Below are 23140 nucleotides of genomic sequence, written 5' to 3'. Positions count from 1 at the left end.
TCACCGGATAACAAAGGTCAGTGTGAGGCGAGGCGGTTCCGGCTCCACCAGGCGAAGGCGAGGCCGGCGACTCCCACCAGCAGCACGCCCGCCATGATGGCCAGCAGGCCGGGGCCGCCGAAGAGCCCGGAGCCGTCGTTCCGGGAAACGGCGGCGGCCTGTGTGGGCTTGGCCGACTTGGTGACTGGCTTGTTCCAGTTCGATTCCGTGGACGGGGGTGCGGACGACGGTGGGCTGGGGATGGTGGTGCTGGGCGCGGCCGACGGCGATTCCTCACTCGGCGACGCGCTCGGTTCCGGGGCGAGGGTGGGAACCGTTACCGGTGCTGGCGCCACGGGCGGCGGCGCCGGGGGCTGGGTTGGGACGATTGGGGACGGGACTACCGGCGGCACTTCAGGTTTGCCCTTGCCCGGATCGTTAGGCTCAGTGCTGGCCGTTTCACAGTTCAGCAGGCACCACTGCGGCGTGGGTTCGCCGTCTTCGGCCTGCGCCGGGACCGCCGCCGAAAGGCCAACCAAGAGCGCCAGCACCGCAGCGGCCGCAGCAGCGGACACGTCGCGGAGCACGGATGAGGATCGGATCATGGTTACCTTTTCGACAGCGCGCGGCACCCCCTGCCGCAGCGAACAGTGTTTCCGGTAGTCTCCTACAACGCGGCACGGGCCCGCAAATCCAATGGATCTACGGGCCCGTTGGAAGCAACGGCTCAGCCCCTGTTTTCCGGCGGCAGCGCAATCTGCAGTTTCCGAGCCTTGCCGCGGCCCACGATGTAGCCGCGGCCCGGTATGAACTCCGGGCTGACCCGGCCCAGCGACGTGTTGAGCAGACTGTCCCCTTCGATGTCGCCCGGGTTGATGAGCAGGCCCCGGCGTCCGGATTTGAAGGGCTGGGACAGCGACCAGGCGGAGGACCAGGTTGATGTTTCCGATTCCCCGATGACCCACTGGTCGGCCTTGATGGACGCCGTCACGAGCTGCGATACGCCCGATTCCGCCACGGTATCCGTGAACTCGGTCAGGCCCTCGATGAAGATCGCCAGCTTCCCGGGGTTCCCGGAAGAGTGCTCCGTGAGGTCCTCGATGATCTCAGCCAGGTCATCGGCACCCACCACCGAACGGTTCCAGAGCGGCAGCGACGCCACCGCGGACCGGCGGGAGCCGATGTACACCAGCTCCGTGTCCGGGTTGGACCGGCGCAGCGCGTAGGCCATGGTCACCAGCGCCACCGTCCTGCCCGCCCCTGGCGGACCCGCCAGAAGCAGCGGTCCCTGGGCCATGATCCCGGCCGGCTGCAGGGTTTCGTCGTCGACGCCGATGACGGGAAGGTCCGGGCTGCCGGGAGGCAGCACGTCCAGATCCACCTGTTCGGGAAGCCGCTGGATTTTCGGTGCCGATTCCAGCCCCTGGCGCAACATCGCCTGGCTGAGCTTATGGACTTCGCGGGCCTGCAGCGCCAGGTTCGAGTTGCCGCCCAGGACGGCGAGCTGGACCTCGTAGCCGCCCAGCATGCCGCGCCCCGGCGGTGAGGAACTGGTGAGGACGTCCTTCGCGACGTCCATGGACATGTAGTCGTCCTCGGACGTCAGCCGCAGCACCAGCCGGCGCTGGATGGAAGCCAGCAATGTCGCCGGTACGGCGTTGGGCCGGTCACCGGTGACCACGAGGTGGATCCCCAGGGGACGGCCGTCGGTGGCCAGCTGCAGGAAGATGTCCCAGAGTGCGGACAGGCGGCTGAATTCGTACGTTTCGCGGAACGCCGAAATGCCGTCCAGCAGCACGAAAATCCGCTTCTCGTCCGGGCGGTTGGCCAGGGTCCGGTATTCGACGATGGTGGAGGCCCTGACCTCGGCGAACCGGGCGGACCTTTCGTCGGCGATGTCCCGGAGCAGGCGGAGAAGCCGGCCGACGCGTTCCACGTCGTCACCGTTGATGATCTCGCCGACGTGCGGCAGCTCTTCGAGCATCTTCAGCCCGGAGGAACCGCAATCGATCCCGTAGATGTGCACGGGCCCGCCGCGGGGCGTGACGGCGGCGGCAATCGCAATGCCCCGCAGGGCGGCGGACTTTCCGGAGCCGCCTGTGCCGTAGATGGCCATGTTGCCGTCCTGGTCCGGCTCGTAGAACACCGTGGGCTGTTCCTGGCGGGCAGGATCATCCGCCACACCCAGCAGCAGCCGTTCGTCCGTCCGGGGGTTCGGGAGCTTGGAGAAGTCGTACGTCTTGGCCAGCTCGTCCAGCCACGGTTTGCGCGGCGGCCGGATGGCCAGCGATTCCGCGGCCCTGACGATGTTGGTGGTCATTCTGGCGATGTCATTGGGTCCGGCCGGAGCTTCCTTGACGGGCTTCTCCGGGGCGGGCGCCTCCCAGCTGGGCCCTGACCCGAAGGCCATTTCCACGATCTCGATCTGGGGACGCTGGGGCTTCTCCGTGGTCCAGCCGCCGGCATAGCCGGTCTGGAACCCCTGGATACGGCCGGGCCCGGTCTTGGCGGCACCGCGGCCCGGGATGGACGGGTCGAAGTAGGCCGCATCAGGCACGCCGAGGATGTCGGTGGCATCGTCCTCGTCCGCCATACGCAGGGCAACCCGGAGGTTGGTGTTGGCGCGCAGGCTGTCCTTGATGACTCCGGCGGGACGCTGCGTGGCCAGGATCAGGTGCAGGCCCAGGGACCGGCCACGGGCGGCAACATCCACCACACCGTCCACAAATTCGGGGACCTCGGTGGCCAGCGCCGCGAATTCGTCCACAACAATGATCAGGTACGGCGGAGCTTCCGGGTCGGCTTCGCGCTGGAGCCCCAACAGGTCCTTGGCCTTCTTGCGGTTCAGCAGGTGCTCGCGGTAGTGCAGCTCCGCACGGAGGGAGGTCAGGGCGCGGCGGACAAGGTGCTGGGAGAGGTCGGTGACCAGGCCCACGGTGTGGGGCAGGCTGAGGCAATCGGCAAACGCCGCCCCACCCTTGTAATCCACAAACAGGAAGCTCACGCGGTCCGGGCTGTAGGCGGCAGCCATGCCCATGACCCAGGACTGCAGGAACTCCGATTTGCCGGCGCCGGTGGTGCCGCCCACCAGCGCGTGCGGGCCCTCGTTCTTCAGGTCCAGGTAGAGCGGCTCGATTCCCTTGGAACCCACCAGCGCGCGGAGGGTCCCGTTGTCCTTCCGGTTGGGAACCGCGGAGGCATGGACTGAATTGTTCTCCACCCAGCGCTCCGCCACGGCCTGCGGGTTGTCCAGGAAGTCCTTGCCGATCAGGGTGGCGTAGGACACCGCACGCGGCAGGTCGGAGTCGTCGCTGACCGGCTTGCCAACGTCCACCACGGGCGCCAGCATCCGGGCCAGCTGCGCGGCCAGTTCGGCGTCAAGGCTTTCGCAGCTCACGGGATACGTGTGCCGTCCCAGCCGCACCTGCCCGGTGGTGGTGCCGTTTTCGCCGTCAACCACCATAAAGTCCCGGCAGGCGGCAGGGAGTGCCTGGATGTCGGTGGCCACCCACATCACGTGGACGCCGGAATCCGGCCCGCGCTCGGCGAGGCGGGTCAGCCTGCCCCGGTCCACCGGAGCATCGTCCTCGACGATGACCAGGACCGCCGGCAGCACCGGGACCGGGATCTCGTCCTTGGCAGGGTCCACGGATCCCCGGTGTTCCGGGGTGGAGCGCTTGGCCATGGCTTCGCGTGCGTCGAGCAGGTCCTCAAGCCTGGCCACGAGGGAGGAGCCGCTGGCTGAACCGGCGGCCAGGTGGTCGCCGTTGAGGGGGCTGTGGCCGGAGCCCACGTGGGGCAGCCACTGCAGCCAGTCCCAGCGCTGCCGGGACTGCGCCGACGTAATGGCTGTCACCACGGCTTCCGCGGGCGAGTGCAGGCCCACGAACTGCAGGACCATGCCGCGCGCAACGTCGTCAACCAGGCCCCGGGCTCCGGCCACGCCGAAGGACCCGGCGGTGCGCAGCTGGGAGACCATCGGGACACCCTCGATGTCCCTGAACTGCTTCAGGCAGTCCTGGATCTCGCGCATGAATTCAGCTTCGGTGTCGTTGCTGTTGGGTTCCTCGAACAGGATGCGTGATGTACCGGTGCCGAGCCCGAACCGCAGACCCAGGAAACCGGTGTGCTCGGGGCGGTGGGTCCACAGCAGCGGACCGAGTTTGTAGATGGAATCCACGGTGTCGCTGACCGACGGTGCTTCCTGCAGGCGGACCGCGCGTTCCACGTGCTGCAGTTCGGTGATGTCCTGCCGGAACGCAGCCATGGACTCCCGGAACTGTTTGAGCTGTTCCTTCTGCTGGCGCCTGGTCTGCATCTTGTGGTCCACGTAGTGACCCACAATGAACAGCGGCATCATCATCATGAACACCACCGAGAGGATGTTCCGCGTGACCGCGAACATGATGCCGCCCATCAGCAGCGGCGCCATCAGCATGATGTATGGGAACGGCTGGTGGTCCGGACGCTTGGGTCCGGCCGGTGGCACGCGCTTAGGCGCCTCAAAGCGGGGAACCACCCGCGGGGAGCGGTTGAAATCGACAAGGGGCGACGTCGGGGCTGCCGCCAGGTTGCGGCCCAGCGGCACCACGGTAACGGTGGTCTCCCCCAGCGTCACCGTGTCCGAGGAGTTCAGGGTGGCCCGAGTGACCGGCAGGCCGTCCATCAGGAGGCCGTTGGCGGAGTTCGTATCCACGATCTCCACGCTCTCGCCCACGGTGATGCGGGCGTGGCGTTTGGAGGTCAGGGGGTCCGTGAGCCGGATGTCCACGTCCCGGTCCCGGCCGATGTAGCTGGTGCCGGAAGGCAGCGAAAATTCCTGGCCGACGTCGGGCCCGGAAAGGATCCGCAGGGTGGCTGCGGCGGGTCCGCGGTTGGCGCCGGGTGCGTTGAAGAGTTCGCTGACCTCGGTCAGGGACACCACGGATCCCGGCCGCAGGCCCGATTCAAGGAGGTTGTCCGTGCGGGTCAGGACGCTGCCGCGCACGCCGCCGCCCACAAAGGCCTCGTCGATGCGGAGCGAAAGGTTTTCCGGTGCCGGTGATCCCTTGCGGTCGGGGTCCGCGACCCATAGCTGTGTGGCGATATCCGCCACCGTGGCCAGGCCGTCGACGGTGACGGCCAGGTCCCTGGTTTCCGCCGGGTCCCGGCGGAGTGTCAGCCGGATCCTCATCCTTCGTCCACGCCCCTCATCTTTTCCAGTAAGTACAAATCATCGGGGGTGACCAGGTGGGAGGTGACGGCGTGCTCGACGAGCCTCGCGCGCCGGTTGGTGGCCAGTTTCCCGCCGCCGCCGCGGAGGCCCACCACGCCCACGCGGTCAAGTTTGTCGCAGACGTTGTCGAGCTTTCGGTTGAACCGGGTGAGTGCCCAGCCCAGGGTCTTGGCCGCCGCAGCCGAGGACGGGATGGCGCTGAATCCGGTCCCTTCCCGCCGCAGCATGGGTTCGGCCAGGGCCACGATAAGGGCCCTTTGCGAGTCGGTGAAGACCACGGGGCCGATGGTGGTATCGCCATTGCTGTCGTCCTCGCGTGATTCCTGGCGGAAGGACGGCGTCTTGAGGTGGACGGCGAACTCATACGTGGTGGGCCCGGCGGTGAAAATGACGTTTGTGTGGCTGAACACCAGCGGGATGCGCGCCCCCGGCGACAGCCAGGCCTGCATCCCGCCTGAACCGTCGGCGACGGTGGCGGACAACATCCCGCCCACGTTGCTCAGCCACCAGATCCCGTCGTAGCGGGCCACCTGCAGGAACTGGCGGTGAAGGTACGGGTTGTCGTCCACCTCAAGGTCGCCTTCACGGCCGATGTTGAAGATTTCCTCATCGGACGGTTCGTACCATTCACCACAGAAATCTATGGCTAGATCCCCCATTTTCCGCGCCTCCTCGTCGGGCGGTGCCCGCGTTCACTAACTGTTGCAGTCTTTTCTGCCGTCACTTGCGGATGCAGGCGATCGAGTCTTCTTCCAAGGGTGAGAACGCGCCGTCACTCCGGACGATCATCACCTGGACACAGGTGGGTTCCGTCGGATTCAACGCAACCTGGGCGGTTGGCTCGGCAGTGGACTGGTACTCGCCGTTGCTGCCCAACGCGTAGACCCGCCACTTGTAGGCGTCGCCCGACTTTGGCTGCGGATTGGTCCACGTGAAAGTCGCCTTGCCGGCGGCGTCCACAGTCCCGGCCAGGTCCGCGACGTCGGGGACTGTCCCGTTGTCCAGGGCATCCGCCGGGGGTTTGCTGACCTGGCCGGTCTCTTCGACCTTCCGTGCCGGAGCCGAAGACGCCACCACGATCCCTACGATGATGGCGAGGACCAGCAGCGTTCCGCCCGCGGCGGCGAGCCACACGTTGCGCCTGCCGTGGTCGGGCGCCGCTTCGGGGGCGGTTTCGGTGACCGGGGCCGGTCGGCTGATCGTCGCGTCGATTTCCGGATCGGCACCCGCCGCCCGGTGGCCGGGCGCGCCGGGCCGGCCTGCCTGCCGGCCTGCCCGCTGTCCGGTTAGTTGGCCGGTTTGTTGGCCGGCCGGTGCAGGAAGGAGCCCGGGGCGCTGGACGGTTGCGTCCGGCGCCGAGCCGTATTCGGCCGCGGGTGTACGGCCTCGAAGCATCGTGGCATGGGCCCACTCGCCAGCGGGGTTGCTACCAGCCTGCGAGCCGCCGTCCTGCTCACCGTCCTGCTGACCGGCGAAGAGGTTGCCCGGAACCTGGGGCCGGGGTCCTCCCGGGGCCGCAGCGGCAGGGGGGAAGCCGCCAGCCGGAAAGCCCGACGGCGGCGCACCGGTTCCGGGGCGTTGCGGCCGGGTGCGTGCCGGGAAAGTAGGGGCGCTGCCGGTCCGCTCCGGGTCGATGGACGCGATATTGCGGACGCGGGTTTCCTCGAAGCCGTCATCCGGGTGGTTCTCTTCCAGTTGCTGCTCTTCGAGTACCTCGAAGGGCGTGACCGAAAGGTTCAGTTCGGCCTGGATCCGCTGCAGGGCGAGGGCAAACGCGTGGGCTGAGGAGTACCGGGACGCCGCGGATTTGGCCATGGCCGTGGACAGCGCCCGCTCCAGTGACTCCGGAACGTCGGCCCGGCCCAGGCGCGGCAATGCCGCGCTGGTGATCCGCGAGATCAGTTCTCGCTGGGAATTATCGGTCCCGGGCATCACGAACGGCGACCTGCCGGCCAGCAGTGTGTACAGCGTGGCGCCCAGCGCCCAGACATCCACCATCACGCCGTCCACGGAGCCGTCCGCGAACTGTTCCGGCGGCGACCATGGAATGGACATCCCGGCGTCCTCGTCGGCGTCGCCGCCTAGGGTGCCCGAGATTCCGAAGTCCGTCAGGGCCGGCCGGTTGTAGTCCGTCACCAGGATGTTGGCGGGCTTGATGTCCCGGTGGGCGATGCCGGCCCGGTGGGCAGTCTCGACGGCGGACGCCACCTGAATGCCGACGGCCAGCACCTCATCAACGCTGAAGCGCTGACGGCGGTACCGGACGTCCAGGCTGGGCCTGGAGCAGTACTCCATTGCCAGGTAGGAGTGACCGGCCTCGGTCACCTCGGCCTCGAAGATGGTCACAATGTACGGGTGGGAGGAGAGCTGGGCCATCAGGTTGGCCTCGGACTCGAACCTGCGCCGGGCACCCTCGGTCTTCAGATCCGACAAAAGGACCTTGACCGCCACCTTCCGGCGCGGCCGGTCCTGTTCGTAGAGATAGACGTCCGAGAACCCGCCGGAGCCGAGCAGGCTGCTGTACGTAAACCCCGGAATGTGGGGCGGCGGCGCAACCGGCCGTTTGGAACTCAAAGAATCTCCTCAAAACGCAGTGAGATGTCGTCACCCAATTCGGCGATGTCGCCGTCGAGCAGGATGGCCATCTCGTTCTGGGCCAGGCGGCGCGGCGGCTGACCCTCGCGGACCAGGACCGTACCGTTGGTGGCCTTGAGATCGCAGAGCATCACGTGCCAGCCCTCCAGCCGCACTTCCACGTGCGAGCGCGAGATGTCGCCGCTAGGGCTGGCCACCTGGACCAGCCGCGGCATAACACCACCCTGGACCCGGGAAACGGACGGCTGACGCCCAATGACCAGCGACTGGTCAAGGTCAACCAGTGCACCCGTAGAGACCCGCATCCGGCCCAGCCGTGGCCGGGCCACCTGAACGGCATCGGCGGGCAGCGGCGAGCCGCAGGCAGCGCACTGCGCCTGGGTGGGTGGATTGGCGTGTCCCCGACCGCAGACCCGGGCCAGCACCAGGGGGCCTGCGGCCGCATCCGGCTCCGGAACCGGGGCGGGATGCGCGGCCATTCCGGCGAGGTCGCTCTTCATGATCGTGTGGCCGTCGTGGTCACCGTCGAAGGCGTCCGGGTCTGCTGCCGGCTGCCCTGCGTGCGCTTCTGCCGGGACGTCCGCCGGGGGCTGATTCGACGGGGACAGGTTCGACGGCGGCAGAATCAACGCTGGCAGATTGGACGACGGCGCGGCCCGGGCAGCAGGTGTGCTCCCGCCGGTCCGCCACGGGACCGAGTCGATAAGCCCGCCGATCGTCCGGGCGGCCGCTGCGGCCGCAGGCGGTGTGGCTGCAGGCGGTGTGGCAGGTGGACCTGCGGGTTCGTGGGCGGGCGGTGCCGGAGCCGGGCTGGCCACTGCCTCCGGCTGTCCTGGAGCGTCCGCCTGTGCCGCATCGACCGGTGCCGGAACCGCGTCAACAGGTGTCGCAGGGGCGCCGTGATCTTCCTCGGGTTCGTCGCGGACGGCTGCGTCCTCGATGCGGCGGACAACAGTCCGTTCCCAGAGGTGGTCGTAGCTGCCAGTCATTTCGTGGGCCGGGACCTGATCAGGATGGGCCGTGCGCTCCGGGGCGGGCTCCATGTCCGGCTCGGGGTCCGGGGCTCCGGCTGCAAAGTTGGCGTCATCATCCATGAGCCCCATCACCGTTTCGGCGGAGACCTCCCGGTCATGTTCCGGCTCTGGTTCAGACGCAGGTTCAGCTTCCGGTTCAGTTTCCGCTACGAGGACGACGCCGCCGACAACGGTGGGTGCCTCGACCTCAGCGGGCGTGTCAGCCGGAGCCGCCACCTCCTCCACGGGAATTCCGGTGGGCGACACTGTCAGCGACTCCAGCAGGACCACGCCTTCGCTCAGCGGCAACGCGGGTCCGGGCGGGCCGTCTCCGGCCACAGTGAGGCGGTACCACTCGGGGGTGTCCAGGCGGCGCTCCGTCCAGGTGGTGACGTCCCGCCCGTTCAGGTCCACGGTGCCGCCGGGCAGCTGTACGGTCAGGTCCAGGTCGCCGCGGAGGAAGATCCGGAGCGCGTCACCGGAATCGACTATCCCGAACGACGGTATTTGCGCCAGGGAAACGCCGAAGCTGCTGGTGACGGCGTGGAGCACTTCGTGGACTTCCGGGGCGTGCTCCAGCAGTTCCCACAGGGACTGGCCCAGGGCGGGCGGGGTCCCGGGCCCCAGGAGGACCACAGTGTTGGCCCGGACAACACCGAGCCAGGTGCCCGCGACGTATGTTGCGGTGGCCATCTCAGTGTTCCCCTCTTCCGTCGTCCTGGCCGGCCGGCCGGCTGGCGTCAACAATCCGCGCCCGGGGCAGCGTGACCTCCGCGGCATCAGCGGCGGGGCGGGGCGCCGTGGTGGCGATGCCGCCGTCGTTCATCACGTTCCTGGCGTCCACCACAATGACGGTGACGTTGTCCCTTCCGCCGTTGCGGAGCGCGGCCTGGATCAGGGCATCCACCGCGTCCTGCGGATGGCCCACGGTGCTCAGGATCCGGAACATGTGCTCATCCGTCAGCTCGGCATTGAGCCCGTCCGAGCAGACCATGATCCGGTCGCCTTCCTCCACGGGCAGGAGCCAGTAATCAGCCTCGGTCTCGTCCCCCGTGCCCAGCGCCCTCGTGACAACGTGGCGGCGGGGGTGGACGGTGGCCTGCTCGGGGGTGATTTCACCGGCATCCACGAGTTCCTGGACCTCCGAATGGTCCACGCTGACCTGCTCGAAGTGCCCTTGGCTTAGCCGGTACGTGCGGGAATCCCCGATGTTCATAACGAGCCAGTACGGCATGCCCATCTGTTCCACCACAACGGCTCCAGTGAGTGTGGTCCCGGCGCGGGCACCGGTCACCTTCCGGATGGAACTGTCGGCGCGGAGCAGGTATTGCTGGAGCACTGCCGCCGTGACGCTGCGCTCCCCGGTGGCGAGCTGTGGCATGGCAGCGAGGGCGCGGACGCACATGCCGCTGGCAATCTCGCCGGCTTCGTGTCCGCCCATGCCGTCTGCCACGGCGAAGACGGGGTCGGAGGCGATGAAGGAATCCTCGTTCAATTCCCGGCGCAGCCCGCGGTCGGTGCCGTAGCCGTAACTCAGGCTGAGGCCGGTTCCGTGGTCTGCGTCAGCTGGGTCACTGGCGGGCTGTGAGTTCATGCCTGTCCTAGGTGGAAGGAACGGTCACCAAAGTGGACAGTGGATCCCGGGCTGACAAAAGCGGGCACGCCCGGCTGCAGTGGCCTGCGCCGGCCGTCCGGTGTGGTGACGGCGCTGCCGTTGGTGGAGTTCCGGTCCGTCACCCAAATGCCGGCACCGTCGGTCAGCAGGTGGAGGTGGGTCTTGGAGATCGAGCGGCCGGGATCACTGACCGCCAGGAGCTGGGCCTGCTGCTCCCCCGCCTGGCCAAGGGGGTTCCTGCCCAACAGGACGTTGCGGTCGAGCTGGAAGTCCCGGCCGTCGTCGAGCTTTATCCGCAGCACGGCGACGGGCGCCGCATGCGTTGCGCCGCCGCGCATCTGTGTGCGGTCGAGGTCGTCATCTGGATGGAACTGGGCGCCCGGCGCGGGAACGGCTGGGGCCGCGTACGGGACATGCGGCTGGAAAGGAGTGGACGACGGCGGCGCGTCCGGCTGGGGTGCGAACGGCGGCGGCGCGGCTGACGGTTGAGCCGCTTCCGGCTGCGGAGTGTAAGGCTGCACCGGGGCGGGCTGTTGGGCGGGCGACTGTTGGGCCGGCTGCCACGGCTGCCACGGTGGCTGGGCCCCGGGCGCCTGGGCGTTCACAACCTGGGGCGGCTTTGCGGCTCCGGCCACGGGTGAGGCGACCTGCTGGACGGGCGGGAGGTCCAGGGGCGCGAAACTGTACGGGCCCTGGATGCCGCCGGACGTGATGGGGTTGCGGCCGTCCTTGACGTCGAACACCAGTGTTTTGGCCGCGGTATCATGCCAGCCGCGGAGCCTGCCGTTGCGGTCCCAGGTGTTGGACACGGCCACCAGCACGGCCCACACCGCGCCGGCCATAAGCAGTGGGCCAAGGATGAAGACGGCCACATCGAACCATTTGAAAATGACGATGGCAACGGCGGCCAGGAGCGTAAGGATGATGCCCGCGCCGGTGATGAGGCCGCGCAGGAACACTCCATCGGCGCCGGGGGCGTAACCATCCTTGTCAGCGCTACGGATGCCCATGACGTGGTTGCCGAGGGTCTTCCCGGAGCGGCCTTCCATGCCCACCAGGACCGCCAGATAGACCAGCGTCAGTCCCAGGCCGATGCCGCCGAACAGGACCAGCGAACTGGTGTCATAGATGATGAAGCCGCCGCTTTGGGTGCGGGTGATTCCCGCGAACCCGATGGCGAAAGTCACCACCAGGACCGCGACGGGGGCCAGCCAGTCGAGCACTGCTGCGCCGAGCCGTTTTCCCGCCGTGGCCGGAACAAGCTCAAGATTGGCTGCCATTCCCGTTCCTCCCCCTGGAGCCGTTTGTACTACCGGGATAGTACCGGGATTCTGGCTGGCGTGCGCCGCCACACGCTCCATCATGGCCCGCTGTGCATGGTCCACGTTGCGTCCGCTGCGTGCCGCCCTGTTGGGCAGTGGAGCACCGCACGCCGGACAGAACGTGGCGCCGCCCCGGATCAGTTGCTGGCACCGCTGGCAGCGCTCGGCCTCGTTCATCATGATTCAGTGGGGTTCTTCCTGCCAGGGTTCCGCAGAACGGCGGACTCATCAGGCTCGGAAGCCGCCGCCGTCGTCCCGGGTACGCTTTCCTGTGCTGCCGGATTCGGGGTTCGGGCAGCGTCCGGGCCGGTCCCCACCCTACCGGTGGCGGACCGCCATCCGGGGGAACCCTGGCCGGACGGACGTACCAGCGGGCCCAGCCCGAGCCTGGCGCCACGCAGCTTAAGGGCGTTGCGGCCATCAGCCAGCAGCGACCGGGGTGAGAAGCGGGCCTGCTGGCGGCGCCAGAACCCCAACGCCCCGGTCATCTCCTTCAGCGAGCCGTCCACGATGGTCCAGTATTCCCGGACCTCCTCCTCGCTGGGCTGGCCAACGCCGAAGATGGAGGCGTCCGCACGGTGCGCCAGCATGGTGGTGGTCTGCCCGGTGGCCGGGAACGAGTCGGCAAGCACTACTGCGCTTTCGCGCCGGGTTGCACGGCTGTCGATGCCGGCGCCCAAATCAGTGGCGAGGCTCACCACCTCGTTCCAGCCGCCGCCTACACGCTGGGCCGGGTGCCCCTCCGTGAGGCGGGCCTTCCGGCGTCGTGATTTAAGGAGCGCGATCAGCAGCAGCGGCAGGGCAAGGATGGACAGCGGGATCAGGGCGATGCCCAGGGCCCCGAGCAGGGCACCCCAGAAGAGCCACGGATTGTTTTTCTTCTCGTCGGCGTCCAGGGCGTCCGGCGAGGAATCCGGCGGCAGATCGGCCGGTTCCTGCGGCGGGGGCGGCGGCTGCAGCACCTGGGGCTTGGGTGTGGACTTGTTTTCGGGGTCCGGCGGGATGGGGACGTTGTCCTTGGGCGGTGTGGGGTCGAAGCTGACCCAGCCCACCCGGTCGAAGGCCACCTCAACCCAGGCGTGGACGTCCTTTCCCGTGACCTTTACCTCGCCGGCGCCGTTCTCCGGGCTGGTCGGATCGGGGTAGAAGCCCATGACCACGCGTGACGGGATGCCCAGGTGGCGGAGCATCAGCGACATGGACACGGCATACTGCTCGTCGTCGCCGAGCATCTGCTTAGCGGTCAGCAGGTTCCTGATCCGCGACGAGCTGTGGCCGGAAACGCTGGGCAGCTGGCCGTCGGCGACAAGGCCGTTGCTGAAGGCGCCTGTCTTTTGGAAATGCGCCTCGATCTGGCGGACCCGGTCAATCGCGGTGGGCGCATCGGCCGAGAGATCGTTGGCCTGTGACCCCACCACCGGCGGGACCTCGACGACGTCCGGCAGCGTAATCTTCGCGAAGTCGTACTGCGTCAACTGACCGTGTTCGAGCTTCACGGGATCGGACACCTGGACGCTGTAGGAATCGCCCTCGGACAGGCCCTGCGTGGTCACGGCCGTGTCTGTGCCCGCGTTGAAGTACAGGCCCGACGCCGCGGCGGAGGCGCTCTGGTCAAAGCTCAGGCCGGTGGTCTTCCGGCCTCCCGGGACAAAGTGGCCCTGGTAATCCTCGATGGTGATGTCGATGGAGTAGTCATTCGAGGGGACGATGCCCGAGGTGTCGGCCAGGGTGTTGATGGACTCGGTGTCGCCCACCTTGCTGAAGCTGCCGGAGCCGTTGGGATCCATGTTGTAGTTGGTGCCGTTGAAGGCATCCAACGCCCCCAGCCGGACACGGCCGTCCCGGGGCAGTCTTTTGACCACGAACAGGGTGTCGTCTTTCTTGTCCTTGACGAACGTCCGGAAGCTTGCCAGGGGCGTGACGTAGTCCTTGGGATCGAACGGCGGAACCACCACGTTGCGCAGGACCTTGCGGTCACCGCTGGCGGTGACCAGGGGCGCCGCCACCGCGGTAATGGCGACGCTTGCGGCGATCACGGCAGCGGCCGTGCCCAGCCGGCGGAGCTTGGCCCGCTGGGCTGTGGCCGCATCGGTCTGCGGACGGTTGACTGAGACTTTTCGCGTGTCGCTGCGCCGTAGCGCGTCACGGCGGAAGGTGGCCCAGGCAATCGCAATGACGGTGAGTCCGATGCCGCGCTCCACGGTGAGGAAGGCAGCGTTGGTGCTGAAAGCTATGCCCGTGACGAAAAGCACCAGCACGGGAAGCAGTGGCCAGTACGGGGTTTTCAGCCGCCAGGTGAGGATGCCGGCAACCAATGCGGTGAGCAGCGAACTCAGGAACGGGACGATCAGGACGCCGCCGGCAGACCCTACCGGAACGCCCACCGTGAGCATGTCCTTCCAGGCGAACACAACTCCAAGGAGCAGCGTCCGCAAGGAGTCAAGGCTGGGAACAAAACCGGCAATCGCCGCGTCCGGGACTGCGAGGAGCGTGCCGAACACCAGGTAGGCCCCAAGCGCGAGGGCTGTAGTGATCAGCAAACCCAGGCGCAGGTGCGCGTTGGCGGCAGCGATGCCAAGGCCCAAGAGGATGCCGCCGAAGCCCGAGACCAGATAGTAGGGGTCCCCGCCGAAGCTGAGGCTGAAGCCCAGCAGGCCCAACCCCAGCAGGACGGTGAGGGCGCCGGCGTCGAGCACAAAATGCCAGGCCGGCTGGCCGTCGGCGAACGATGATTCGTACTGCCGCTGCTGCGAGCGTGGCCGGAGGCCCGGTGCGGAGCTCATGCGGCCGCCTTTCTGAGGACGATGGCGAGGTCAGCGAGGTCGCCGAGGGTCAGCACTGTCAGGTCTGCGATGTTGGCGCGGCCCGGGGCAGCACCGATTTGGAGGCGCACGGCCAGGCTCCTGACACCGAGCGGCACGGAGGCCGCGGCCGAACGGAGCTGGGAAGGTGTCACGTTGCTGCCCACCACAAAAAAGACCACCGATGCGTTGGGGACGGTGTCTGCCAGTGTGCGGGCGAGGTCGACGGCGGTCCGGCGCATGGGTGCCCCGGCGATCCGTGTCATGTCGTCCAGCATGTTCCGCCCGGTTTCGCAGCGCAGCGGCCCCTTTTGCGTCAGGACGTCCAGCTCGCGCTGCTCGCGGATGGCCTGCCGGCCGATCGAGGCGGCCGCTGAGATGGCCATTTCGAATTCCTGCTCTGATGCGTACTCGTCCGTGTTGATCGACAGCGAGATGGCCAGGTGGGCGCGCCGGGTCTCCTCGAACTGGCGCACCATCAGCTTGTTGGTCCGCGCGGTGGTCTTCCAGTGGATGTGCCGCCGGTCATCGCCCGGTACGTAGTCCCGCAGGGCATGGAAGGACACGTCCGCACTGGACAGGTCGGTGGTTGGCATTCCCTCGAGGTCGCGGATGAATCCCGCCGCGGAACCGGCCAGGGCCACTGTCTTCGGGTGCACGAACAGGTCCTCCGGTTCCGTCCACAGCACCTGCCGACGGAGGAGGTGCAGGGGGTCGGCCCGGACGGAGCGGACAGGTCCCACCACGATGACGGCGCGGCGGGCGGTTGGAATGGTGAAAAGGTCCTCGTGCACCTGCGCGGGCTTCATCCTGGGCAGGTGGAAGACGGCGGTGGCGTTGCCCACCGGCAGTTCCAGGGCGGCGGGCAACAGGGGCCTGGCCGAGGTGTTGGAGACGGCGATGCTTCCTACCGCACTGTCCCCGACGGCCACACGGGTCCGGGCGAGGTCCAGGATCACGCCGTAGGATGACCGGCCCAGGATGAACCCGATGGCGATCAGGAAAAGGACAAACGCCGCGATGGCCGCCGCCTTGGCCTCCTGCCAGCCGAAGGCCTGACCGGCAGTCCACAGCAGGATGGAGGCGGCCAGGACAGACCAGCCCAGGACGCTGACCACCGAAAGGACAGGCCACACATAGCGCAGCCACAGGCCACGGACCCTCTCCCACGCCGGGGTGAGGGCGAGGGCGGCGGTGCTGGTAGCTTCGGCCCAGACGGACGAGGGATGCAGCCTGGTGGGTCTGCCGTCCCGGCGGAAGGGTTGCCGGAGACGTTCAGCAAGCCGGGTCAACGGAGTGCTGCTGGACATAAATGTGCCTTTGTTCGCGCTGGTCAGTGGTGGTCTGGAGCTCCGAGGGAGCGTCAGACGGCGGCGCGCTGCTGCGGTGCCGCGATGTCGGACAGCACCCGGGCCAGAACGGCCTCGGGGGTGGCGCCGGAAAACTCAGCTTCCGGGTCCATCACAAACCGGTGCGTCCACACCACGGCTGCCAGTTCCTTGATGTCGTCAGGCAGGACGAAGTTCCGTCCCTGCCCCGCGGCCCAGACCTTCGCGGCGCGGACCATGGCGATGGCGCCACGCACGGAAACGCCCAGCCGGGTCTCGGGCGCGTTGCGGGTCTCTTCGCAGAGCCGGGAAATGTATTCAAGGACCGCCGTGTCCACATGCACTGTGGCAGCAAGGTCAGCCATGTCCGCCACGGCCTGCGTGGTGATAACTGCGGAGATCTCCTTGGAGCGGTCCTTCAGGTTCGAACCGCCGAGCAGCTGGACCGTGGAGGCGTGGTCCGGATAGCCGATGGAGGTCTTGATCAGGAAGCGGTCCAGCTGCGCCTCCGGCAGGCGGTACGTACCGGCCTGCTCGATCGGGTTCTGCGTGGCCATCACCATAAACGGCCGGCCGGCCTCGTAGGTGACGCCGTCCACGGTGACCCGGGATTCCTCCATGACCTCCAGCAGTGCCGACTGGGTCTTGGGCGAAGCGCGGTTGATCTCATCGGCCAGGACGATGTTGTTGAAGATCGGTCCCTTGTGGAACTCGAACTTCTGCGTTTTCTGGTCGTAGATGGTCACACCCGTGACGTCCGAGGGCAGGAGGTCGGGGGTGAACTGGATGCGGTTGTTGGACCCCTGGACGGTGGCGGCCATCGCCCGGGCCAGCATGGTCTTGCCGGTGCCGGGGGCGTCCTCGAACAAGACATGGCCCTCGGCCAGCATCGCGGTGAAGGTGAGCCGGATGACGTGGTCCTTGCCGAGCACCGCCTGTCCCACGTTGGCAACGAGCTTGTCGAAAGTGCCTGCAAACCATTCGGCCTGCTCGGTGGTCATGGTCATGAAGGGAGTCCTTTTCTTGTGGTGCTGGTCTGTTGGGGCTGGAGCGGACGGGCTGTGTGGACCGTCAGCACCGGCCGACGTCCGGGCCGCTGATATCGATGGTGGCGAGCTTGACGTACCAGCCCGAGTGGGGGCCGCCGTCCATGCGGTACCACTTGTAGTACCCCGGGTCCGATTCCGGTGAACCGTAGATGTTCATCCAGCAGGCGCTGTTGATCCAGCCATCCGAGGTGGACACCCAGTTCGCGTCGTTCCCGCCGCAATCCGGGCTGCCGTTCCGGTACCCGAAGCGGTCCGGGACGCCGGGCTTGCCCGGGCAGCTGTTGTTCGTGGCGGGTTTGACGCGGACCTTCGTAGGTGTGACCGGCGGGGTGGGATCGGCGCCGGACGTGGAAGTGACAGGCCCGCCAATGGCGCCGTCCACCACAGTCACGGCACGGACGCGCAGGTTATGGCTCTTGGACCAGCCTCCAGCGCCGGCGTCGAAGCTGTTGGCCTGGCCCACGTTCTGCCAGCCACCACCGTCCATGCTCACTTCGTAGCGGTTGAGCGGGCGGCCGTTGGTGTTGGGGTTGTTCCAGGACCAATGCACCTGGCCGTCGCCCTTGGGCGAAGTCATGCCGTTCACGTTGGGTGCGTTCGGCGGACCGTAGGGGTTGCCGGTACCGATGGCTTTGGCGTCCCCAGACACGTTGTTCTTGGTGGACGTCGCGATGATGGTGACCGTGATGTCCCGGCCGTTAGTGAGGCCACCGATGGTTCCGCCGCCGGCTTGGATGCTTCCCGACTTGCCGTCTGCGTTGTACGTGTACTGGATTTCGGTGTCCGTCGAGCCATTCCGCTGGGCCTGGGTCAGCGGCGTAAACGTCACGCGGAGCTGGCCGCTGTTACCGGTGTCAGCCACGGTTCCGCTGCTTACCTGGCCTGGCTTGCCGGCTGCCCGGATCTGGGCCGACGGGTTGCTGGTACCGCTGGTGCCGGCCTTGTTGGTGGCCGAAACGGTGAAGGTGTAGTCGGACTCGGAGTTGTCCACGGTGACGTTCTGCGTGGTGCCTGAAGCCACCGGCTGAGTGGCCACTACGGCCCCGCCCTGCAGGGTAGTCAGGGTATACGACGAGATCGCATCACCGTTGTTGTTCGGCGCAGTCCAGCTGACCTTCAGCTGGCTTGTGGATCCCACCTGGCCCGCCTGGGTCGCCGTCGGGGCGGCCGGGGTGGCCGGGACGCCCGCCGGGACTTCCGCTGCCGAGTACGGGCTCCACTCGGACGGATCCTTGGCATCATTGCGGGCCAGGACGCGAACCTTGTAGGAGACGCCGTTCTGGAGTCCCTTCCAGACATAGCTCACCGCTGCCAGGTTCTGGATCTGGGCGTTCTGCCCTGGCGGGGCCGGCGAGATTTCCAGATCGTAGGTCTTGACCGGTGATCCCTTGCTGGCCGGTGCCACCCAGTTCACGGAAAGCTGCTTGTCACCGAACTTCAGGGTGGGCGCCAGCGGCGTGTCCGGCTTGACGTCCGGGCGGACCTCGGCGGAGGCCGGGGAACGAACAGACTCGCCGAACTCGTTAGTAGCGGTGACCTCGAAGTGGTACTTCGTATTGTTGACCAGCCCGGTCAACGTGCAGGTGTTCGCCGGACAGTCCTGCCTGAAGCCCGATTCGCCGTAGACCGTGTACTTGGTAATGGGCGCACCGCGGTCTGCCGGGGCAGACCAGTTGAGCAGGGCAGTCTTGTCGCCAACGCTCTGCGCCTGCGGGGTAGTCGGTGCCAGGGGCTTGTCCTTGACGGTAAGCCGGATTCGCGCCGTGGCGTTGCGGGAATCGTCTCCTGTCTTGTCTGCCACCGTATAGGCGACCACCATGGTCCCCGTGAAACCGGACGACGGCGTCACCGTCACCGACTCCCCGGACACCGTTGCGGTGCCCTGGCCCGTCTCGGTTGATGCCGAAATAATCTTCAAGGCGGTCTCTGGGAAGGGGTTTGCGTCGTTGGCCAGGACCTTCACGGTGACCGGATTCCCGGCGGCCGCGTTCGGCTCCAAGTCATCGTTGGCCACCGGCTTGGGCCGGTTGGAAGCCGTGACAGCCAGCTGGTAGGTGGCCGTTGCCTCCAGCCCGCGGGAGTCCTTGGCCTTGATCTGGACCGTGCCTGCCGTGCCCGTGCCGCTGGAATCAGCGGCGGAGACCTTCAGGGTCTTGCCGTCAATGCTTGCGTTGAAGCCGGACGGCATGCCGCCCACCACTTCGTACTTCATGTTCTCGAGGTCGTCACGGTCCGGATCGGCGGTCAGCTTGCCCAGGTCCAGGGTGGCGCTATCGCCCTTGGGCACCTCAACGTTCGCGCCCAGGAGTTCCGGCGGGTTGTTGCGGTTGGGGTCAGGCAGTACCTTGGTGCGGATGCTCAGGGTGGATTTCAGCCCTGCAGGATCATCCGGCCCGGTGCCGTCGGTAACCTCAAAGCTCAGCGAGCCCGGGCCAGCGTAGTCAACGCCGGCGGTGTACTTCAGCGCTGTTCCGTCACCGGATACCGGGTTGCTGCCATCCGAACCGATGAGCTTGATCCGGTCAGTCTGCGTCAGGCGCGGTGAGCGTCCCTCCCGGACCTTGACCCATTCCTTGAGGTCAACGTTCACGGATTGTCCGGCGATGACCTCAATAACCTCGTCTTTGACGAGGGTGGGAACCTGCTGCCCCAGCCCCGGCGCCCAGATGATGGCTGTGGACTTTTGGCCGTCCACGTCTTCGACGGTGTATGGGATCAGCTGCGGCTGTTCGGTCAGGTCTACGAGCATGGTGCCGTCAGGCCCCGGGCGGGCGGTGAGGGACTCGGTGCTCAGCTTGAGGTTCTCGCCGACGCCGTCGGGGTCTTCATCGTTCTTGAGGACCGGCACATCCACGGCAGTCTTGCCCATCGCCTGGGCCGAGGTGACCCGGTCGTCGCGGGCGATGGGCGCCTTCAGCGGAACCTCGTTGTCCACCACCACGCGGATGGTGGCTTGGGCGGTGGCGTCGCGGTCGTCGGCGATGGTGTACCGGACGTTGACCGTCCCGGCAGCGCCGGGAGCGGTCAGGATGATGCGGCCGCTGGTCTTGCTGACGGTGGCCTGGAGGGCGTCGTCGGCCTCGATACCGTCCGTGAGGATGCGGATGATGTCGCCGTCGGGATCGGTGTCGTTGCCGGTGGCGTCGACGGCGATCTGCCGTCCCGGCCGGACCTTCACTTCGTCATCCACGGGGGTGGGGTTCTGGTTCGTTTCGCCACGGGGGGCGATGCCCACCGTCACGGTGCCGGTGTTGACGGCGCCCTGGCGGTCCACCACCTTGTAGCGGAACGTATCTGTACCGGCGCCGTCGCCGGCAGCGGTGAAGTCGATGAAGTTGCTGCCCACGGTGGCGGTTCCCATGGCCGGGGTGCTGTCGATACCCGTTAGCTGAACGGAGTCGCCGTCGGGATCGATGCCGTCCAGCGGGACGGGAATGCGCACTGTTCCGGCGGCAACCACACGGGCGGTGAGATTCTGAGGCTGAGGCCTCGAATTCTCGGCCCCCTCCAGCGGAAGGACGTGAATGGTGACGGCGGCGGCGCTCTTCTGCCCCTGCGGGTCCACGGCATTGTAGATGGCTCGCACCGTCTTGGGCTGCGGCCCGGCGATGAAGCGCAGGGTGTTTTCCGAGACGAAGCTCTTGCCGTCCAGTTCATCCACGGCCTGTGGCAGGACGGGGTCCACGCTCAGCTCCAGGCCCTGCGGGTGGGTGTCGTTGTCCAGCACCGGGATGGTGACGACGTCGTTGACCCTGACGTTCACTTCGTCGGGTTTGGGCTGGGGGGCCTCGACGACGGCGGGGGCCGGGACGGGGACCACGGAGACGCTGCCGGTGGCTGATTTCCTGCCGTTGGACATGGTGTATTCAAAAAGGAACGGGTCCTTGGTGCCCAGCACATCGGTGATGCGCAGGACGCTGTGGTCGATCACGCTGACCGAGGCCGTGGTGTTGTCCGGGAGTTTCACGGACTGCAGCACCAGCACGCCGCCGGAAGGATCCGAGTCATTGGCCAGCGGGTCCAGCAGCACGCTGCCTCCGGTGGGCATCAGCGCAACGTCGTGGACCGCCACGGGGTCACCGGCGTCCTTGCCGGACTCCACATCAACCCGGATCAGGCCCTGGCTGCTCTGCGGGCCGTTGCTGGCGATGTAGGTCAGGTAGACGGGACCGGGAGTGGTGCTGCGGAACGTGAAGGTACCGCCGTCGGTGACCGGGCCCAGTTCGGCAGGACCATTGGCCTCCACCTGCGCCAGGCGGAGGGCGCCGCCGTTGGGATCGACGTCGTTTTTCAGGGGCGCGATCACCAGGTCCTGGCCCACCACGGCAGTGACGTGATCGGCGTTGACCACCGGCGCCAGGGCACCCGGCGGCTGGACGTTCACCACGACTTTTCCGGCGACCGTTGCCCGGCCGTCCCAGATGGTGACTTCCACGTTTTTCTTGCCGGCGGTGGCGCCGGAGTCTTGGAACGTCAGCAATCCGTCACGCCGGACCTTGACCTGGTCCTGGTCGTTGTCTGCCTTGGCGTCCAGCAGGACAAGGTCGTCGCCGTCGGGATCCACCCAGTCGGTGAGGATGTTCTGGCTGACGGTTTTGCCCTGTTCCACCAGCATGGTGGTGGAGTCTCCGCCGCGCTTGAATGCCGGCGGCTTGTTTTCATCGGCTGCCACCACGTTGAGCGTGACCTGTCCGCCTGCTGAAAGTCCCCGGCCGTCCGCGGCGTTGTAGCTGAACGTCTCGGCGCCAGGCCGAGCGTCCGCGGGAACGGAGATCTGGAACGCGGTGCCGCCGTAGATGCTCTCCAGCGTTCCGGCTTTGGACCCTGAATCGCCGACGGCGGCGGTCAGGACGTCGCCGTCAGGATCCGAATCGTTGTCCAGGACGCTGAGGATGGTGGTCCGCCCCGGACGAACGCCCAGGGTGTCCGGTTTGGTTTCCGGCGGCCGGTTCGGTTTAGTGCGGTCCGGCAGGACGTTGATGGTGTTGTTGTCCGCTGATTCCTGGTCCTGCTCATCGGATTCGTTCTTCGGAGGAACAACGTCGTCCCAGTTGTTCACGAGCTGCATGTTCTGGTTCACCAGCCACACGTTCCCGGAGTTCACATCGTTCAGGACCACCAAGTCCCGGTTCACCCGGAAAACGTACGACGGCGACGCACTCGCCTTGGGCACCTCAACGTTCTTGTCATCAGCATCATTGATGCAGTCACGGACATACTCGTTCGCCCCGGACCACGCAGCATGCACACACCCGGCGAGCTGCACCGGAGCCGCCGGCACACCCTCGCCATCAAAGGTGACCGTCTTCGCCGTCGAACCGTCCAGCGGCTGCTTCAGCAACGCCTTCTGCGTCGAAACCGCCACAAAATCACTCGCCGGGCCGCCCTGCTGCAGCTTCGCATCCCGCGCATTCTCCAACTGCAGCCGCTTACCGCCCGGCAGGAACAGCTTCCCTGCAGCAGCATCCAACACCACCGGATTGTCCCCCACCACCGTGATCTGCAGGTCCCCTGCACCCTTAAGCTCACCCCAGGTACTGGAATCGGTGGACACCACTTCGCCGTTCGCGTCCACCTCCGTGACAGTCACCGCGCCCGACTTGGGATCGGCACTGTAGATCCGGTCATCGGTACCGACTGCGGAGACCAGACCTTCGGAGCCAACCATCACAGGTTCCGAGGCTTCCTGGTCAAAACCATTTACCGTGGACGGCGACACCGCCCAGACCTTTCCCGATGCGGCGTCCGTCACTGAGATCACGCTGGCACCGAAGCTCACATCCGCCGAACCCGGCAGCTGTCTGTCCCCGCCGAGGCGCATGTTCGCAGGAGAAACCTGGTTCAGCGTCGAACCCGTCTCATCATCCACAAACACATCCCCGGCATTCTGGAGAATATCGAAAGTGGTACTCGCCGGCGTCACCGCACCATCCAACACACGCGAGGGATAATTCAGCCGACCCACCGCATTCTTGGACTTGGAGACTACCCACACGCCGCCGTCGTTCAACTCCACCTCCGTGGTCTTAAACCCCGGATAGATGATCGCGCCGGCAACCAGCACAGCGCCGGCCGCGGCAAAGGCCGAACCGGTAACGATCTTGTTGTGGCGCTTCTTGAGACCGAACTTCCCCAGCAGTGATGTCACAGCGTTACTAATCCCCCAATTGTGTCGCGGCCCCCAGTGCGGCCCCTCCAAAGACCCGATACCGGGCTCTCTGTT

Annotated in this window: 11 protein-coding genes; all 11 read right to left on the bottom strand. The window is 67.0% G+C overall.

Annotation, left to right across the window (positions count from 1 at the left end; all coding sequences use genetic code 11):
- Positions 1-17: 17 nt before the first annotated feature.
- Positions 18-584, bottom strand: coding sequence for a hypothetical protein (locus tag NG696_RS06820; RefSeq protein ID WP_252566175.1), 567 nt, complete (start codon positions 582-584; stop codon positions 18-20).
- A gap of 122 nt (positions 585-706) precedes the next feature.
- Entirely contained in the window at positions 707-5152 is a 4446-nt protein-coding gene (locus NG696_RS06815) for a type VII secretion EssC family protein (protein ID WP_252574896.1), read from the bottom strand.
- On the bottom strand, positions 5149-5853 hold the full coding sequence (locus NG696_RS06810; RefSeq protein WP_104061062.1) for a hypothetical protein: 705 nt from the start codon (positions 5851-5853) through the stop codon (positions 5149-5151). Before NG696_RS06810 ends, NG696_RS06815 begins: the two co-directional genes overlap by 4 nt.
- A gap of 61 nt (positions 5854-5914) precedes the next feature.
- Positions 5915-7768 (bottom strand): serine/threonine-protein kinase, encoded by a 1854-nt coding sequence (locus NG696_RS06805; protein ID WP_252574894.1) that lies wholly within the window; start codon positions 7766-7768, stop codon positions 5915-5917.
- Positions 7765-9495 (bottom strand): FHA domain-containing protein, encoded by a 1731-nt coding sequence (locus NG696_RS06800; RefSeq protein ID WP_252574892.1) that lies wholly within the window; start codon positions 9493-9495, stop codon positions 7765-7767. The genes NG696_RS06805 and NG696_RS06800 overlap by 4 nt, the downstream gene beginning before the upstream one ends.
- Position 9496: 1 nt before the next feature.
- The gene (locus tag NG696_RS06795) at positions 9497-10396 is read right to left on the bottom strand and encodes a PP2C family protein-serine/threonine phosphatase (protein ID WP_252574890.1); all 900 of its coding nucleotides are present in this window, start codon (positions 10394-10396) and stop codon (positions 9497-9499) included.
- Positions 10393-11919 (bottom strand): RDD family protein, encoded by a 1527-nt coding sequence (locus NG696_RS06790; RefSeq protein WP_509908564.1) that lies wholly within the window; start codon positions 11917-11919, stop codon positions 10393-10395. Before NG696_RS06790 ends, NG696_RS06795 begins: the two co-directional genes overlap by 4 nt.
- Complete coding sequence (locus NG696_RS06785) at positions 11916-14522, bottom strand: transglutaminase TgpA family protein (protein WP_252574888.1); 2607 nt, start codon at positions 14520-14522, stop codon at positions 11916-11918. The genes NG696_RS06790 and NG696_RS06785 overlap by 4 nt, the downstream gene beginning before the upstream one ends.
- Positions 14519-15850 carry a DUF58 domain-containing protein gene (locus NG696_RS06780; RefSeq protein WP_252566194.1) on the bottom strand — a complete coding sequence of 444 codons (1332 nt, stop codon included), beginning with the start codon at positions 15848-15850 and terminating at the stop codon, positions 14519-14521. Before NG696_RS06780 ends, NG696_RS06785 begins: the two co-directional genes overlap by 4 nt.
- Positions 15851-15903: 53 nt before the next feature.
- Positions 15904-16875, bottom strand: a complete 972-nt coding sequence (locus NG696_RS06775) for an AAA family ATPase (RefSeq protein ID WP_056348155.1) — start codon at positions 16873-16875, stop codon at positions 15904-15906.
- Positions 16876-16939: 64 nt separating this feature from the next.
- Positions 16940-23065, bottom strand: coding sequence for an Ig-like domain-containing protein (locus NG696_RS06770; RefSeq protein WP_252574886.1), 6126 nt, complete (start codon positions 23063-23065; stop codon positions 16940-16942).
- Positions 23066-23140: the final 75 nt, after the last annotated feature.

Origin of the sequence: Pseudarthrobacter cellobiosi (assembly GCF_023913755.1) — a bacterium.
Lineage (GTDB): Bacteria > Actinomycetota > Actinomycetes > Actinomycetales > Micrococcaceae > Arthrobacter > Arthrobacter cellobiosi.
Note: the sequence above shows the minus strand (reverse complement) of the source record. Positions and strands in the feature narration are given on the sequence as shown.